We start from the raw sequence: 15,286 nt of genomic DNA on the forward strand, positions 1-15,286 counted from the left end.
AATCAACGGCTCCTGTTATGACGATGACTTGTCAGACTGCGGCTTTGAATCGGGTGCCGCTTTCGCATCGTCTGAGACTTCTTGTGGGGTAACCTGTGCGCCCGGCTTGGCTCGCTGCAGACCCGTGCTGATCACACGTTCACCCGCTTTAACACCGTCGGTGACTAACCATTTGTCGCCAATCGCCTGAGAGGTGGTGACCTGACGAGCTTCCACTTTGTTATCTGCACCCACCACCATGACCGTTGCCTGACCCGTTGGGGTACGGGCTACCGCCTGTTGCGGAACCAGCAACGCATTAGGATTGGTACCTTCATCCAGACGTGCGCGAACAAACATGCCCGGTAACAGCGCATGGTTCGGGTTCGGGACAATGGCGCGCAGAGTGATAGAGCCGGTGGTTTCATCAACGGTAACGTCAGAGAACTCCAGCGTACCGGTCTGCGGATAGCTGTTGCCGTTCTGCATCAGCAGGGTCACGTTGGCTTTACCATCGTTCTGCTTCAGCTGACCCGACTCCAGTTCTGAACGTAAGCGCATGAAATCTTCGCTCGACTGGGTGACATCGACATACATCGGATCAAGTTGCTGCACAGTGGCCAGGGCGGTGGTTTGTGCGTTTTGTACCAGCGCACCTTCCGTTACCGACGATTTGCCGATGCGGCCACTGATAGGCGAGGTGACTTTGGTATAAGCCAGGTTAATGCGGGCCGTTTCTACGTTGGCTTTTGCTACCTGAACCGCAGCATCGTTTTGCGCGGCCGTGGCAACGGCGGTGTCGTAATCCTGCTGACTGATATATTTGGTGCCGAGTAAAGGCTTGTAACGTTTGACGGTCAGCTGAGCGATGCGAGCATTGGCCTGCGCCTGAGTCAAATCACCTTTAGCGCTGTCATAGGCGGCCTGATAAGTAGCAGGATCTATCTGATAAAGAGACTGACCCGCTTTGACATCGCTGCCTTCAACAAAGTTACGCTTCAGAATGATACCGGAAACCTGCGGACGGACTTCGGCGACACGATATGCCGAGGTGCGGCCAGGTAATTCAGTCGAGATTTTCAGGGGTTCAGTTTTCAGTGTTACAACCCCCACTGCTGGCGGTTGCTGGGCGGCTTGTTCGGATTTATTGTTGTCACATCCTGTTAACAAAAAGCTGCCTGATAGCATCAGGACGGCCGCCAGAGGCGATAATCCTCTGATTTTATTCATAAATAAACCTCTAGTGTCCGATATCAATTGGTCAATGGATCACAAACTGAAAAACCCATTGCTGTGTCAAGTCGCAGGTCATGCTATGGTACATACATTCGCAAATGTATGTAAACTTACCTGTTTGTAAAAAAAGCCCCTTATGGCACGAAAAACCAAAGCGCAAGCACTTGAAACGCGACATCAAATTCTTGATGCCGCCATTGTTCTGTTTTCGCAGCAGGGCGTTTCAGCCACTTCTCTGGCGGATATTGCAACCGCTGCCAGCGTCACGCGAGGGGCCATCTACTGGCACTTCAAAAATAAAGCCGATGTATTACATGAAATATGGCTTCGTTGTGATGCTGGTCTGGACGATGTGGAACTTGAGTATCAGACAAAATACCCTGGCGATCCACTCTCTGTGTTGCGAGCGATGCTGGTCTATATCTTTGACGCGACAGCAAAGGATCCGCAGCGCCGCGCCTTGATGGAGATCATTTTCCACAAATGTGAATTTGTGGGCGAAATGTCGGCGCTGAAGAATATGCAGCAGAGCTTACTGCTGGAATGCTACGACAAAATTGAAGATGTCCTGCGCCAGTGTATCGAAGCCGGACAGCTTCCGGGCAGTCTCAGCACGCGTCAGGCCGCTCTTATCCTGCGCGGTTACGTCAACGGTATGATGGAAAGCTGGCTATTTGCGCCGGACAGTTTTGATTTAGCCGGAGACGCGCCGACGCTGGTCAATGCCTTTATCGATATGCTGCGCCTCAGTCCGACGCTGACTGCCCACCACTAAGCCGATGGGCGATCGCGCTTGTTTTCGAAATCGCGCTGCACCATGGCCAGCGCTGAAAGCACGGTTTCCACCGGCAGTTGATGCTCTTCCAGAAGCTGAATCAAATCAACTGCCAGTTTGACGTCGTCAGGGGCATTTTCCAGTGACATCTGTTCTCCTAAATACGTAGTCGGGCTGCGACCAGCAGCATCACTAATGCACCGATAATCGCCACGCCCAGTGCGCCGATATGCAGCGTTGCCAGGGTGCCCAGCTCAAAATAGGTGGCGATATAGCCGCCAATCAGAGCCCCGATCATCGACAGAGTCAGGGTAGCAACCAGGCCGCCCGGTGGTCCCGGCATCAGCAGGCGCTTCAGCAACCCCAGCAGTAAACCGCTTAACAGCCACACAAGTAAAGCCATGGTTCTTCTCCGCGCCGAATCACACCCAGTATAGGAGCGCTTTTGTCACGCTGCGCTTTATTCGCTGCCGCGCAACGACGAGGCCCATTCAACCGAGTGAATCGCCTGCCGACAGCGTGCCAGTCGCTGCTCTAACGTTTCCAGATCCTGTTTCAGCTGATGCTGTACCGCCAGCGTTTCGGCCAGCGCCAGGCGCTGCTCACGCTGATCGATCATTGCCAGCAAACGCCGTTCAAATTCACGGTACTCCTGATATTTTGCGGCGCGTGGATTTCTGACGGGCTGTTCGCGTCGGGTACGCAGCTGTTGCGTACTCGCCTCACGTTGCAGGGCGGCAATCTGATCGACCAGGCGTTCAGCCAGCCAGGCACTGCGGGCCAGATCGTGGCTGCTGTCGCACAGCCGGGCAAAATTCTGTTCCACTTCCAGCAGGTAATCAGCCAGCCGCGTGCCTTTGGTGCGAAACAGCTGAGTATCAAAACGTGGCAGACGGCAAACCCCATCTGAATGGCAGGCAAGCTCCTGCCGCAGGGCGATAAGGAGCTGTTGCAGGCGCTGTTGTATGGCGATCGCACTCATCGCGTGACGCTCAATTGTGCTAACGTACGCTGATGAGGAAAGAGTTGGGCGGCATTCATGCAACGCATTCTGTTATTAACCCTCGGCTGGCTGGCGATTGTGCTGGGGACGCTGGGCATTGTATTACCTTTATTACCTACCACGCCATTCATGCTGCTGGCTGCCTGGTGTTTTGCCCGTTCATCGCCGCGTTTTCATCACTGGCTGCTGTGGAAATCGCCATTTGGTCGCTATCTGCGCCACTGGCAGCAGCATCGCGCGATGCCGCCAGGGGCTAAAGTACGCGCTATCTGTCTGATAGTCGCAACCTTTAGTCTCTCACTCTTCCTGGTGCATCAGATCTGGGTACGCATCATGCTGCTGATCATGCTGGCGGCGCTGCTGCTGTTTATGTGGCGTATTCCGGTGGTGGCAGAAGCAGCGGACGCGCCGCCGCCACCGCGATAAAGTTGCATTTAGCCGGTCATTTGCTTAGATTTGGGCGTCTTCGTGCGTGGCTTCCCTTTGTGAATTGACTTCCGCTGAGCCTTTTATCAGGTATAAGCGCTTTTGAAGCTGCGCGAAACAGAATTTTTTACCAGGCGTATCATTATGACCGACACTGCGCAGCAGCTTGAATTCATTAAAAACAGCATTAAAAGCATTCCCGATTATCCTAAGCCAGGCATCCTGTTCCGCGATGTCACCAGTCTGCTGGAAGATCCCAAAGCCTATGCCGCGTCGATTGCGCTGCTGGTTGAGCGTTACCGTAATAAAGGCATCACTAAAGTGGTGGGAACGGAAGCGCGCGGTTTCCTGTTTGGTGCACCGGTGGCGTTAGGTCTCGGCGTCGGTTTTGTTCCGGTGCGTAAGCCCGGCAAACTGCCCCGTGAGGTCTACAGCGAATCCTATGAGCTGGAGTACGGCACCGATAAGCTGGAATTGCACAAAGATGCCATCCAGCCAGGCGATCTGGTGCTGGTGGTTGACGATCTGCTGGCGACCGGCGGGACGATTGAAGCGACCGTTAAACTGATTCGTCGTGCAGGCGGTGAAGTCAAAGACGCGGCTTTCATTATTAACCTGTTCGATCTGACCGGAGAAACGCGTCTTAATGCCATGGGCGTTGAGAGCTACAGCCTGGTTAAATTCCCCGGCCACTAAGCCACTCTTTCGGCCTTGCCATCCGGCGAGGCCGTCACGCCTTCGGCGTCAAGATAACGAGTGCCAGCCAAAAGCGTAGCTGATAGACTACTGCAATCTTATACAGGGGTTGCAGAGCGTCTGCGCTCATCTTTCCATCCAACTTCGTCGAACTCCACATGAGCTATCAGGTACTTGCGCGAAAATGGCGTCCCCAGGCTTTTGCTGATGTTGTCGGTCAGGAACATGTTCTGACGGCGCTGGCGAATGGATTGTCTCTGGGACGCATCCATCATGCTTATCTCTTCTCCGGCACCCGCGGAGTAGGGAAAACCACTATTGCGCGTCTGCTGGCAAAAGGCCTTAACTGCGAAACCGGTATCACTGCCACCCCCTGTGGTCAGTGTGATAACTGCCGTGAAATTGAGCAGGGCCGCTTTGTCGATCTGATTGAGATCGACGCCGCTTCGCGTACCAAAGTTGAAGATACCCGCGATCTGCTCGACAACGTGCAGTACGCCCCGGCGCGTGGCCGCTTCAAAGTCTATCTGATCGATGAAGTGCATATGCTGTCGCGTCACAGCTTCAATGCGCTGTTAAAGACACTGGAAGAGCCCCCTTCACACGTTAAATTCCTGCTGGCGACCACCGATCCGCAGAAACTGCCGGTGACCATTCTCTCGCGCTGCCTGCAGTTCCACCTCAAAGCGCTGGATGTGGATCAAATCCGTCAGCAGCTTGAGCATGTTCTTAAGCAGGAACAGATTGAGAGTGAAACCCGGGCGCTGCAGCTGCTGGCGCGGGCTGCCGATGGCAGTATGCGCGATGCGCTGAGCCTTACCGACCAGGCCATCGCCATGGGGCAGGGCGCGGTGACCAGCAGTACGGTCAGCGTCATGCTCGGCACGCTGGATGATGAACAGCCGCTGGGGCTGCTGGAAGCGCTGGTCGACGGTGACGGTCAGCAGGTGATGAACCTGTTGAGCCAGGCCGCGTCACGGGGTGTGGAATGGGAAGCGCTGCTGGTAGAAATGCTGCGCCTGCTGCACCAGATTGCGATGGTGCAACTGCTGCCGACCTCGCTCAACGACGATGATGAGAGTAACGCCCTTCGCTTGCGTGAACTGGCGCGCGTGGTGCCGCCCGCCGATCTGCAACTCTATTATCAGACCCTGTTGATGGGCCGCAAGGATCTGCCGATTGCGCCCGATCGTCGCATGGGTGTGGAGATGACGCTGCTGCGTGCACTGGCGTTTCATCCTAAAGCTGCCGTGGCTGAACCCATTGCGCGTCCCGCATTAACTCAGCAGACGGCACCTGTCGCCCCTGCGCAGACGTCCCCGGCAGCATCCGGGCCATCGCCGTTAGCACGGCAACCGGCAGCACAGCCAGCCTCACCGTCACCTGCCGCTGCGCCGCCGTCGCACACCGCGTCGCCCGTAGCGCAGCAGATGCCGGAGCAGACGCAGCAGCAGGTTGCTGCTCAGCCGCAGATGGCCGCGCCCGATGCTGCACCGCAGCATTCGCCGTCGCCAGATGCCGCACCTGACACTGCACTCTCTAGTTCCACCAGTCAGCTCCTGCAGGCGCGCACTCAGTTGTTGCGTCAGGGAGCGAACAAGCCAAAAAAGCGTGAGCCGGCAGCGCCAGGTGCGCGGCCGGCCAACTCCGCGCTGGAGCGGCTGGCCTCGGTCACCGAGCGCAGTCAGCAGCGTATCCGCGATCGCGAGCCTGCCGCCCCGGTAAAAGAGGAAGCGTACCGCTGGAAAGCGGTTAATCAGCCGGTAGAAGTGGCGGAGCCGGTGGCGACGCCAAAGGCCTTGCGTTCTGCGCTGGAGCATGAGAAAACCCCTGAGCTGGCGGCGCGTCTGGCCGAAGAAGCGCAGCAGCGCGATCCCTGGGCCGCAGAGATTGCGATCCTGCCACTGCCGAAACTGGTGCAGCAGCTGGCGTTAAATGCCTGGAAAGAGACCACCGAAAGTGGGGTCTGCCTGCATTTGCGTAGCAGCCAGCGTCACCTTAATTCACCGTCGGCGCAGCAGGTATTAAGCGATGCGCTGAGTCAGCATGCCGGGCAGAGAGTTGAACTCTCGGTAGTTGAAGACGATAATTCATCGGTGTTGACGCCACTTGAATGGCGTCAGGCCATTTACGAAGAGAAACTGGCGCAGGCGCGTCAGTCGATCACCTGTGATACCCACATCCAGACGCTGCAGCGCTTTTTTGATGCCGATCTGGATGAGGAGAGTATCCGACCTGTTTGAACACGCTGCTGCTATCTTAACGATAGCGTTGTAGCCTCAGCTGAGAGAGAAAACTATGTTTGGTGGTAAAGGCGGATTGGGCAACCTGATGAAACAGGCCCAGCAGATGCAGGACAAAATGGCCAGGGTTCAGGAAGAGATTGCCGCGATTGAAGTGACCGGTGAGTCTGGTGCTGGCCTGGTAAAAGTCACCATTAACGGCGCGCACAACTGCCGTCGCGTGGAAGTCGATCCCAGCCTGCTGGAAGATGACAAAGATATGCTGGAAGATCTGATTGCAGCCGCGTTTAACGATGCGGCACGTCGCATTGATGAAACCCAGAAAGAGAAGATGGCTTCTGTCTCTTCAGGCATGCAGCTGCCACCAGGCTTTAAGATGCCGTTCTGATGCAAACCAGTCCACTGCTTGAATCTTTGATGGAGTCGCTGCGCTGTCTGCCCGGCGTTGGGCCGAAGTCGGCACAGCGCATGGCGTTCCAGCTGCTGCAGCGCGATCGCAGCGGTGGCATGCGGCTGGCGCAGGCGCTGACCCGGGCGATGTCGGAGATTGGACACTGCGCCGATTGCCGGACATTCACCGAGCAGGAAATTTGCACTATCTGCGCCAATCCACGGCGTCAGCAGAATGGTCAAATCTGCGTGGTGGAAAGCCCGGCGGATATTCACGCCATTGAGCAAACCGGCCAGTTTGGTGGTCGCTACTTTGTGCTGATGGGACATCTCTCGCCGCTCGACGGCATCGGTCCGGCTGATATTGGCCTGGATCGTCTGGAGCAGCGACTGGAGAGTGAAACCCTGCAGGAAGTGATCCTCGCCACCAACCCGACAGTGGAAGGCGAGGCGACCGCGAACTACATCGCGGAACTCTGTGGTCAGTATGGCGTCGACGCCAGCCGTATCGCGCACGGCGTGCCGGTGGGCGGTGAGCTGGAGATGGTTGATGGCACCACGCTGTCCCATTCACTGGCGGGCCGCCAGAAGTTTAAATTTTAATCACTCGCCGGTGTTGTGACAGACACCGGCTTGAAAATCTCCCTGTCACCCCCACATCAACCTCAACGTTTGTTCAACCTGTTTTGTTGAGGTAGCAATGACCATGAAAGGACAAGAGACCCGTGGCTTTCAGTCGGAAGTAAAACAACTTCTGCACCTGATGATCCATTCTCTCTATTCAAACAAAGAAATTTTCCTGCGTGAGCTGATCTCCAACGCCTCGGATGCGGCAGACAAACTGCGCTTCCGTGCCCTGTCAGATTCCAGCCTGTATGAAGGTGATGGCGAGCTGCACGTTCGTCTCTCTGTTGATAAGGACAACCGTACCATTACGCTCAGCGACAACGGTATCGGTATGCGTCGCGATGAGGTCATTGAGAACCTCGGGACTATCGCCAAATCAGGCACCAAATCCTTCCTTGAATCGCTGGGCTCCGATCAGGCGAAAGATAGCCAGCTGATTGGTCAGTTCGGTGTCGGTTTCTATTCTGCATTCATCGTGGCGGATAAAGTCACGGTGCGTACCCGTGCCGCGGGCGCGTCAGCCGAAGAAGGCGTGTTCTGGGAATCCGCAGGCGAGGGCGAATATACCCTGGCTGAGATTGAGAAAGCCGATCGCGGTACCGAGATCACCCTGCATCTGCGCGAAGGCGAGGATGAGTTCCTGGATGCATGGCGCGTGCGCAACATCATCAGCAAATATTCCGATCACATTGCGCTGCCGGTTGAGATCGAAAGCAAAGATGAAGAAGGCGAAGGGACCCACTGGGAGAAGATTAACAAAGCCCAGGCACTGTGGACCCGCAACAAATCTGAGATCAGCGACGAAGAGTACAACGAGTTCTACAAACATATCGCCCACGATTACAGCGATCCGGTCGCCTGGAGCCACAATCGGGTAGAAGGTAAGCAGGAATATACCAGCCTGCTCTACATTCCGGCGCGTGCGCCATTCGATATGTGGAACCGCGATCAGAAACATGGCCTGAAACTCTACGTGCAGCGCGTCTTTATCATGGATGACGCTGAGCAGTTTATGCCGAACTATCTGCGCTTTGTGCGTGGCCTGATTGACTCCAACGATCTGCCGCTGAACGTCTCCCGTGAGATCCTGCAGGATAGCCGCGTGACCCAGAGCCTGCGCGCCGCGCTGACGAAGCGTACCCTGCAGATGCTGGAAAAACTGGCAAAAGATGACAACGAGAAATATCAGACTTTCTGGAATGAGTTTGGTCTGGTGCTGAAAGAGGGCCCGGCGGAAGATCACGCTAACCAGGAGACGATCGCTAAGCTGCTGCGTTTCGCTACCACCCAGAGCGAAGGTTCGGCACAGACCATTTCGCTGGAAGATTACGTCAGCCGCATGGTGGAAGGTCAGGAGAAGATTTACTACATCACCGCTGACAGCTATGCCGCCGCGAAGAGCAGCCCGCATCTGGAACTGTTCCGCAAAAAAGGCATTGAGGTGCTGCTGCTCTCCGATCGCATCGACGAATGGATGATGAGCTACCTCACTGAGTTCGATGGTAAAACCTTCCAGTCAGTCAGCAAAGCGGATGAGTCGCTGAGCAAGCTGGCGGATGAAGAGACCGAAGAGCAGAAAGAGGCGGAAAAAGCGCTGGAGCCTTTTGTTGAGCAGGTGAAAACTCTGCTGGGCGAACGCGTGAAAGAGGTGCGTCTGACGCATCGCCTGACCGATACCCCGGCGATTGTCACCACCGACGCCAACGAGATGACCACGCAGATGGCGAAGCTGTTTGCCGCGGCCGGACAGGAAGTGCCGGAAGTGAAGTATCTATTCGAAATCAACCCGGATCATCCGCTGGTGAAACGTGTTGCGGATACGCAGGATGAAGCACGCTTCGGTGAGTGGATTGAGCTGCTGCTGGATCAGGCCTTGCTGGCCGAGCGCGGCACGCTGGACGATCCTAACCAGTTTATCCGCCGCATGAACCAGCTGCTGACCGCATAACGGCAACAGGCCGGTGGTTTTCACCGGCCTCAGACGGCTGATAAAGCCACAGCAGGGTGATTCTGACCGCTACGAATTAATCCGGTGCGCAGGGAACACGGTCAGAAGAGGAAAGCGTCCCGCGCCATGGATGGCGTGGGCCGAGCGTGTCACGGATGACGGCTTTTGCGTCTTTCCGATCTGACCGTGTTTTCTGCGCTGGCTCGGTCTCACCGCTGAGAAGGGCAGATATTATCAGCAGCATCAAGCCGGTGACCCTCACCGGCTTTTTTTATGGTTTTGCGGCATCCTGCAGCCAGTCGCGAAACAGGCTGATCTCCGTATCATGCCGCCGGCTCTGCTTTGTCATCATCCATGTGGCACGCTCGACGCGTACAAAGCCAAGCGGTGCTAGCAGCGTGCCATCCTCCAGCTCTTTGCGTACCAGTAAACGCGGTGCCATCAGGACGCCAAGACCACTTCGTGCGGCCTGAATCCCCAGTGTCAGACTCTCAAAATGCTTTCCGCCGTTAAAGCGGCCGCTGACCCCAGCTTTGTCCGCCCACTCTGACCAGGCGTGCAGCCGGGTATCCGCATGCAGCAGGGGCATCGCTGACAGATCCTCGCCGACCCGCAGCTGCGAAGCAAAGTGAGGTGCGCAGAGCGGCCCAATCTCATCCTCGCTGACCAGCGTGGCGTCTATGTCAGATTCAGGTGGCTCGCCATGACTGAGGATCAGTACATCCACATGTTCACTGCGCAGTTGCGAGATTTGCGTCAGCGGCTGGAAGTGAACCTCAATCTCCGGATAGCGTTGATAAAAGCTGGCGATACGGGGAATCAGCCATTGCGACAAAAAGCTGGGGGCGCAGGAGACCCGAATCTGCTGAAGCAGCCCGGTACGAATGCTTTCGCAGCTGCTGCGCAACTCACTGAACGCCTGCTGACAGCTCAGCAGCAGACGTTCACCGTGTGAGGTCAGTTTCACGCGGCCATGGCTGCGGACAAAAAGTGGTTTGCCCATCCAGCTCTCCAGCTGGCGAATCTGATGGCTGATGGCGCTGTGCGTAACATGCAGATGTTCAGCCGCCACGCTAAAACTGCTGTGTAAGGCTGCCTGGTGAAAATAGTGCAGCGCTCTTAGTGGCGGCAGTCCGTTCATCCTCTTCCCCTGTGCAAAAATCTAACAGGGATTGTCAATTTATATCATTTTAAAGTCCAGACGCATTGACCTACTCTGTAGGGCAAATTCTGGCGGGTTGACTCAGCCTTATATCTGTGATTTTTCAGGGTATTCCGCCTCGCTTAACCAGCGTTCACGCCGCACACTCCCCGAAGCGAGACAACCATGGCACACCGCTCTTTATCCTCTGAAACTTCAGCAGAGGCGCGCCATCGGTTACGCCTGGCGCTCTCACGTTTTTACCGGCTGGAGCAGTTCGATCTCTTCTTCGCGCCCTCGCTGCATGTGGCTCAGGTCCTTCTTTCTCAGCTCTTTCTGCGGCAGGAGCAGGCGCGCAATCAGCACCGTTACGCCTCGCACTTTCCGGTAACCGAACTCAACATCCTGCCAGCAGTTCCGCTGATCGCGGGCAGCATCATGCTGGTACCGCATGTCGAATTGCCCAATGGCCGCGTGCGTCCGCTGCGGGATTGCCAGAACCAGGGGGTGACGGAGGCGAGCGAGAGTTTTGCCAGCGTGCTGCATCAGAAACTGATCGACGAAGCCCATCTGTTTGTCACCCGACTGGATCGCCACGCTGAGATCTGCAGCGATCTGGTGCTGGTGGCGTTGCGGACCCATGACTTCAGTACGCTGGTGCGCAGCGAACTGCGGCTTTTCGAGCAGGGGCTGACGCTGACCGCCACGCATGAGGCACTGCGCCGCTTCAACGATCCGCACTGGCGGCCTTACAATGCCGCCACCGTCGATGCGCTCTCCCTGTCAGACCCGCTGCCGCTGAACTCCTGCCATCAGCCCGGTTTGCCGTTTGCCAGTTTTAATGTCCCGGCCTCCGTGATCACATCGCTGTCAGATGCGGAAGATGTGGTGAAATGGCCGCAGCAGGCGCGGCTGCTGCTGAATGCTAACGTGCGCGGCAGCGGCAAAAAAAGCGTGAATATGACCCATCATCTGAGCCGACGACTGCAATTCCTGCTCGGCTCAGGCGGTAAGTCTGAAAAAGCGTCAGGCAGACCAGGCGGGTAGGGGCCGGGGCCAAAAAGCGACTCAGGTCGCCCTGCGCGATCCGCGCCCTTCCTTGTGATGAGCGGGTCATAATGGTATGTTCTTTCGCTTCTAAGATAGATCAATGCGATTCGCAAGGGGATTTACGCAATGCGTATTATTCTGCTCGGAGCTCCGGGCGCAGGTAAGGGGACTCAGGCCCAATTCATCATGGAGAAGTATGGCATTCCGCAAATCTCCACTGGCGACATGTTGCGTGCAGCAGTAAAAGCAGGCAGCGAGCTGGGCAACCAGGCGAAAGCCATTATGGATGCTGGCAAACTGGTGACCGATGAGCTGGTGATTGCGCTGGTCAAAGAGCGTATCACCCAGGAAGACTGCAAAAACGGTTTCCTGCTGGACGGTTTCCCGCGCACTATTCCTCAGGCAGATGCAATGAAAGAGGCCGGGATCACCGTTGATCACGTGCTGGAGTTCGCCGTACCGGATGAACTGATCGTTGAGCGTATCGTGGGCCGTCGCGTTCACACGCCATCAGGCCGCGTTTATCACGTCACTTTTAATCCACCGAAAGTGGAAGGCAAAGATGATGTGACCGGCGAAGAGCTGACCATGCGTAAAGACGATCAGGAAGAGACCGTGCGTAAGCGCCTGGTTGAATATCATCAGATGACCGCGCCGCTGATTGCTTACTACAGCAAAGAAGCGGAAGCGGGCAACACCGCCTATCACAAAATCGACGGCACCCGTAAGGTGACCGAAGTGAGTGCCGAGCTGGCTAAGATCCTGGGCTAAGCTCACAGGGGCCGGTATTACTGGCCCCTTTTGCAGTAATCGCTTTTACCTCCCACTTATTCCGCTACAATTTCCCCGTTTTCACGCATCCCCGTTGTTATCAAGGAACTCAAATGAGGCAAGATAAGCCCGGCGTGTTATTGGTTAATTTAGGTACGCCAGACGCGCCCACCACACCTGCAGTTAAACGCTATCTGAAACAGTTTTTAAGCGATCCGCGCGTGGTCGATGCGCCGCGCTGGCTCTGGTGGCCGGTTCTCAATGCCGTTATTCTGCCGTTTCGCTCGCCGCGCGTCTCTAAGCTCTACGCATCGGTCTGGATGGAAGGCGGTTCACCGCTGCTGGTTTACAGCATGCGTCAGCGCGATGCGCTGGCGGCACGGGTCGATATGCCCGTCGAGCTGGGCATGAGCTACGGTAATCCGAGCCTGAAAAGCGCGGTAGATAAGCTGATGGCGCAGGGCGTGACCCGCCTGATTGTGCTGCCGCTCTATCCGCAATTCTCCTGCTCCACCGTGGCGGCAGTGTGGGATGGCCTGACCGCGGTATTCAAAGATTACCGCTCGCTGCCTGATGTGCAGTTTATCCGCGACTACGCCGAACATCCGGCCTATATCGCCGCGCTGAAAGCGACGGTAGAGCGATCCTTTGAGCGGCACGGTCAGCCCGATCTGCTGGTCTTATCCTTCCACGGCATTCCGCAGCGTTTTGCTAACGAAGGCGATGACTACCCGCAGCGCTGTGCGGATACCACGGCGGCCCTGGTCAAAGCGCTGGGCCTGCGTGACGATCAGTACATGATGACCTTCCAGTCGCGTTTCGGTCGTGAGCCCTGGCTGATGCCCTACACCGATAAAACCATGGAAAGCCTGCCCGCTAAAGGGATCAAACATGTTCAGGTGATGAGCCCGGGCTTCTCGTCAGACTGCCTGGAGACGCTGGAAGAGATCAGTGGTGAAAACTGCGAAATCTTTATGCATGCCGGGGGTGAGAAGTTTGAGTATATCCCTGCGCTGAACGCCGATGAGGCGCATATCGACATGATGGTGCAACTGGTCGACGCTCGCCGTTAAAGCGCAGGCGGAGAGTGTGATATCATTCTCCGCCTGTTTTTCCAGACGGCACCTCCCGATGAAATTTCCCGGCAAACGCAAATCCAAACACTACTTTCCTGTCAGCGCACGCGATCCCCTGTTACAGCCTGCCCAGCACGATGTTGATGCAGGCAGCTGGGTGGTGGGTATCGACCAGACGCTGGTGGATATCGAAGCCAAAGTCGATGACGCTTTTCTCGCACGTTATGGCCTGAGTGCCGGGCACTCGCTGGTTATCGATAATGCCGTCGCGGAAGCGTTGTACAACGAGCTGATGCAGGAAGCGCTGATCACCCATCAGTTTGCTGGTGGCACCATCGGTAACACACTGCATAACTTCTCGGTGCTGGCCGATGACCGCTCCGTACTGCTGGGCGTCATGTGCAACAATATCCAGATTGGCGGCTACGCCTATCGCTATCTCTGCAATACCTCAAGCCGGGTCGATCTTAACTATCTGCAGGGCGTGGATGGCGCCATTGGCCGCTGCTTTACGCTGATTGGCGAACATGGCGAGCGAACCTTTGCTATCAGCCCCGGCCAGATGAACCAGCTCCATCCGGATAACGTACCGGAAGAGGTGATCGCCGGAGCCTCTGCGCTGGTACTGACCTCCTATCTGGTGCGCTGTGCCGAAGGTGAACCGATGCCGCAGGCAACGTTACGGGCGATTGAGTATGCCAAACGCCACAACGTGCCGGTGGTGCTGACGCTGGGCACCAAACATGTGATTGGCGACAATCCTCAGTTCTGGCGCGATTTCCTGCGCGAGCATGTCAGCATCGTGGCGATGAATGAAGAGGAAGCGCTGGCGCTGACCGGCGAAAGCGATCCACTGCTCGCCGCCAATATGGCGCTGGACTGGGTCGATCTGGTGCTGTGTACCGCTGGCCCGATTGGGCTCTATATGGCGGGTTACACCGAAGAAGAGTTCAAACGCAAAACCAACCATCCGCTGCTGCCTGGCGCGATTGCTGAATTCAATCAGTATGAGTTCAGCCGGGTGATGCGCCAGCAGGATTGCCAGCAGCCGCTGCGCATTTTCTCGCACATCGCGCCTTATATGGGCGGACCGGAAAAGATCATGAACACCAACGGCGCCGGAGATGGTGCGCTGGCGGCGTTACTGCATGACATCACCGCCAACAACTATCACAGCCTGAATGTGCCGAACTCCAGCAAACATGCGCGTCCTTACCTGACCTACTCGTCGCTGGCGCAGGTATGTAAATATGCCAACCGCGTCAGCTACCAGGTGCTGAATCAGCATTCGCCGCGTCTGACCCGCGGCCTGCCGGAGCGGGAAGACAGTCTGGAAGAGTCTTACTGGGATCGGTAAAGCTGGCAGCTGCCGCGCATAAAAAAGCCCTTCTGAAGAGAAGGGCCTTAGATGACTGGCAACGTCTGGCTCGGTTAGCGATAAGATTGAGCCTGCTCAGGGAACGCGGTCAGATCGGAAAGTCGCTTAAGCCATCCCTGACCGCTCGGCCCGAACGATTACGCACCTCATCCCTGAGGTGCGCCCGTAGCCGGGCCAACGCTTCGCGTTGTTCAAAACGCTCCCGGCGTTTTTAGTACGCACCTCATCCCTGAGGTGCGCCCGTAGCCGGGCCAACGCTTCGCGTTGTTCAAAACGCTCCCGGCGTTTTTAGTACGCACCTCATCCCTGAGGTGCGCCCGTAGCCGGGCCAACGCACTGCGTTGTTCAAAAACGCTCCCGGCGTTTTTAGTACGCACCTCATCCCTGAGGTGCGCCCGTAGCCGGGCCAACGCATTGCGTTGTTCAAAAACGCTCCCGGCGTTTTTGTCCGGGCGGCGGGACGCTTTCCAACTCTGCCCGCGTTCCCTGGGTGTTGAGTTTATTCGTTGCGGTAAAATTCACCCTGATTTTGATATATCAGTAGCCT

The 15,286-nt window shown here is 56.5% G+C and carries 16 protein-coding genes and 1 other annotated feature; of the genes, 11 read left to right on the plus strand and 5 right to left on the minus strand.

Annotated features, from left to right (window positions below):
- Positions 1–15: 15 nt before the first annotated feature.
- Complete coding sequence (locus FOV68_RS06395; protein ID WP_010255904.1) at positions 16–1,209, minus strand: efflux RND transporter periplasmic adaptor subunit; 1,194 nt, start codon at positions 1,207–1,209, stop codon at positions 16–18.
- 142 nt (positions 1,210–1,351) lie between these two features.
- Here FOV68_RS06395 and acrR point away from each other — a divergent pair, with 142 nt between their 5' ends.
- A complete protein-coding gene (gene acrR, locus FOV68_RS06400; protein WP_010255906.1) occupies positions 1,352–1,990 on the plus strand; it encodes a multidrug efflux transporter transcriptional repressor AcrR in 639 nt (212 codons plus the stop codon).
- Here the strand turns inward: acrR and rsmS are convergent.
- Genes rsmS through priC form a run of 3 tightly spaced genes read right to left on the minus strand, consistent with a single transcriptional unit; the run spans position 1,987 to position 2,972 of the window.
- A complete protein-coding gene (gene rsmS / locus FOV68_RS06405; protein WP_010255907.1) occupies positions 1,987–2,139 on the minus strand; it encodes a pleiotropic regulatory protein RsmS in 153 nt (50 codons plus the stop codon). The two genes, acrR and rsmS, sit on opposite strands and share 4 nt — an antisense overlap.
- 8 nt (positions 2,140–2,147) lie before the next feature.
- Positions 2,148–2,393 carry a membrane protein gene (locus tag FOV68_RS06410; RefSeq protein WP_039388332.1) on the minus strand — a complete coding sequence of 82 codons (246 nt, stop codon included), beginning with the start codon at positions 2,391–2,393 and terminating at the stop codon, positions 2,148–2,150.
- A 57-nt stretch (positions 2,394–2,450) separates the two neighbouring features.
- Positions 2,451–2,972 (minus strand): primosomal replication protein PriC, encoded by a 522-nt coding sequence (priC, locus tag FOV68_RS06415; RefSeq protein WP_143990506.1) that lies wholly within the window; start codon positions 2,970–2,972, stop codon positions 2,451–2,453.
- A gap of 57 nt (positions 2,973–3,029) precedes the next feature.
- Between priC and FOV68_RS06420 the strand changes: the two genes are divergently transcribed.
- The 6 genes from FOV68_RS06420 to htpG all read left to right on the plus strand — a co-directional run bounded on the left by FOV68_RS06420 (position 3,030) and on the right by htpG (position 9,323).
- Positions 3,030–3,419: a DUF454 family protein gene (locus FOV68_RS06420; protein WP_137228510.1), complete on the plus strand. Its 390-nt coding sequence runs from the start codon at positions 3,030–3,032 to the stop codon at positions 3,417–3,419.
- Positions 3,420–3,563: 144 nt separating this feature from the next.
- Positions 3,564–4,115, plus strand: a complete 552-nt coding sequence (gene apt / locus FOV68_RS06425; RefSeq protein WP_010671221.1) for an adenine phosphoribosyltransferase — start codon at positions 3,564–3,566, stop codon at positions 4,113–4,115.
- A gap of 158 nt (positions 4,116–4,273) precedes the next feature.
- On the plus strand, positions 4,274–6,358 hold the full coding sequence (gene dnaX / locus FOV68_RS06430) for a DNA polymerase III subunit gamma/tau (protein WP_143990507.1): 2,085 nt from the start codon (positions 4,274–4,276) through the stop codon (positions 6,356–6,358).
- Positions 5,700–5,761 (plus strand) — a sequence feature (DnaX frameshifting element). It overlaps the preceding gene by 62 nt.
- Before the next feature lie 55 nt (positions 6,359–6,413).
- Positions 6,414–6,746 carry a YbaB/EbfC family nucleoid-associated protein gene (locus FOV68_RS06435; protein ID WP_031592161.1) on the plus strand — a complete coding sequence of 111 codons (333 nt, stop codon included), beginning with the start codon at positions 6,414–6,416 and terminating at the stop codon, positions 6,744–6,746.
- Complete coding sequence (gene recR / locus FOV68_RS06440; protein WP_003850420.1) at positions 6,746–7,351, plus strand: recombination mediator RecR; 606 nt, start codon at positions 6,746–6,748, stop codon at positions 7,349–7,351. The genes FOV68_RS06435 and recR overlap by 1 nt, the downstream gene beginning before the upstream one ends.
- A gap of 97 nt (positions 7,352–7,448) precedes the next feature.
- Positions 7,449–9,323 carry a molecular chaperone HtpG gene (gene htpG, locus FOV68_RS06445; protein ID WP_143990508.1) on the plus strand — a complete coding sequence of 625 codons (1,875 nt, stop codon included), beginning with the start codon at positions 7,449–7,451 and terminating at the stop codon, positions 9,321–9,323.
- Positions 9,324–9,594: 271 nt separating this feature from the next.
- Here the strand turns inward: htpG and FOV68_RS06450 are convergent, their stop codons facing one another.
- On the minus strand, positions 9,595–10,464 hold the full coding sequence (locus tag FOV68_RS06450; RefSeq protein WP_064704605.1) for a LysR substrate-binding domain-containing protein: 870 nt from the start codon (positions 10,462–10,464) through the stop codon (positions 9,595–9,597).
- Between the two features lie 186 nt (positions 10,465–10,650).
- Here FOV68_RS06450 and FOV68_RS06455 point away from each other — a divergent pair, with 186 nt between their 5' ends.
- The 4 genes from FOV68_RS06455 (at position 10,651) to FOV68_RS06470 (ending at position 14,718) form a co-directional block, all read left to right on the plus strand.
- Entirely contained in the window at positions 10,651–11,511 is an 861-nt protein-coding gene (locus FOV68_RS06455) for a DUF6024 family protein (protein WP_064704606.1), read from the plus strand.
- 129 nt (positions 11,512–11,640) lie between these two features.
- A complete protein-coding gene (gene adk, locus FOV68_RS06460; protein WP_010671225.1) occupies positions 11,641–12,285 on the plus strand; it encodes an adenylate kinase in 645 nt (214 codons plus the stop codon).
- Positions 12,286–12,398: 113 nt separating this feature from the next.
- Positions 12,399–13,358, plus strand: coding sequence for a ferrochelatase (gene hemH, locus FOV68_RS06465; RefSeq protein WP_031592157.1), 960 nt, complete (start codon positions 12,399–12,401; stop codon positions 13,356–13,358).
- 58 nt (positions 13,359–13,416) lie between these two features.
- Positions 13,417–14,718, plus strand: coding sequence for an inosine/guanosine kinase (locus FOV68_RS06470; protein WP_010255936.1), 1,302 nt, complete (start codon positions 13,417–13,419; stop codon positions 14,716–14,718).
- Positions 14,719–15,286 lie beyond the last annotated feature (568 nt).

This window comes from Pantoea sp. paga (assembly GCF_007558755.1).
In the GTDB taxonomy this organism is placed as follows: domain Bacteria; phylum Pseudomonadota; class Gammaproteobacteria; order Enterobacterales; family Enterobacteriaceae; genus Pantoea; species Pantoea agglomerans.